General features: G+C 44.9%; 2 protein-coding genes. Both read right to left on the reverse strand.

The window, feature by feature from the left end; all coding sequences use genetic code 11:
* On the reverse strand, positions 1–451 hold a 451-nt coding region (locus tag A3763_RS18550), incomplete at its 3' end, for a hypothetical protein (protein WP_068760318.1).
* Positions 452–461: 10 nt separating this feature from the next.
* The coding region (locus A3763_RS18555) for a TRAP transporter large permease subunit (RefSeq protein WP_156495170.1) at positions 462–1,615 on the reverse strand (1,154 nt) is incomplete at its 5' end.

The raw sequence follows: 1,615 nt of genomic DNA on the forward strand, positions 1-1,615 counted from the left end.
GTATATCCAATACACGCAAGGGGTGTTGCTCAGCCAAGCAGGCAATTACATCTTGCGCCTGTTTTTTCGGCAGCCGAGCTAGCAATTCGGCTGCATAGCGCTCATTCATAAAGACCGCTGTTTCACAGACATACTCAACAGACAAACCTTTTGCTATTTGAACAGCACTCTTAATGGGGAGCTTAGATGTAATTCTTGCCGCAATGGGTGGGTCGATATATTTGTTTGTAATCGCAAGCACGAGAAAGTTGGGGATATATCTAAGCGTTTGAGAGATAGACTCGAAAAAACGATCAAATCCTTTTCTTTCACGTTCGAGCACCGACTCAACCAAATCAAACACAGCTTCAAATTGTTCATCACTCATGCCAGAAATTATTTCTGGCAAGTCACTTTCACTCTGCCGTTCAAGTTGCTCTAATTGCTCCTCACGTTTTGCTACGCGTTCCATTCTAGCAACCTTATTGATCGATGAATGCTAATGGAACGAAAGCAACAAGAATGAGTGTTGTACCCATAACCATAAGCGGAAGAAGTAAACGCTCGTGGCGATAATAAAAGGAATCGCCCTCTTTTAAAGCGAGACTGACTTCCTCATCACCCACAACCTGACGGGTAAGTNGGTGATTTAACGAAACCGGCGGACTCAAATAACCAAGTTCGAAAGCCATCAAGCAGGTCATCCAGAAGTGAATCGGATTGATTCCGGCAGCATAAGCAACCGGAGCAATCGTACCTGTAACCAGGATAAGCGCACCAAAGGGGTCCATTACCATGCCGATCATCACCAAAAACAGAACGAGAAACGCCATCGTGCCGTAGGTAGAGCCGAAGAATTCGGGTATCTCTAGTACGCCGCCGCCCCGTTCTATAATGCCGCCAACTGTAAACGAGCAAGCCATTAACATCAGTAAGGCGCCAATTTGTATGGATGAGTTATCTACAGAACTGGAAAAGGCTGAAGATATCGTCGGACTCGCCTTAGCACTTTCATTTCGCTGATGGAAATCCCTACTAAATTTACGTTCAAACACTAAAACTGCCATAACGATAATTGGCAGCATGACAGGTGCCGTAAATTCGTCAAGTTGAGCATCTAGCAATATGTCGTAAAGAAAGAGCGCAGCGACCAGAATCCCAACATAAGGAAGAAGTGGCATCAAATTTCTAAGAGAAGGTAACAATGCTTCACTTGCCGGTACAATTTTCATAGGGTCCTTTCGTGTAATCATTGCAAATACCGCAAACACGAGCATACTCAGAAGAAAAACCCTGAAGCCCCAATGAAACAGCTCGTCTGTCACAACTTCTTTATTAAGTATTGCAATACCAACTACAAGCAAACAAGGCCTTAGCACAACACCTGAACCCGTCATTGCTGTCACGGCAAGCGACAACTGACGACGAGTCCCTACTCGCCTCATCTCTTGATAAACAACCGCGCCCATCGCAATAATGATAATGCCCGAAGCACCGGTATAAGCAGTCGGGAATGCCATCAATGCGATAGCAACAAATGCAAGCAATTCAGGCGGCAGGTGCCAAGGTTTAAACACCTCAAACAATTTTGCACCAAGAAGCGTTTCTTTAAGCAGCATACCAACCAGAATATAAA

The sequence above is a fragment of the Oleiphilus sp. HI0128 genome (assembly GCF_001635365.1).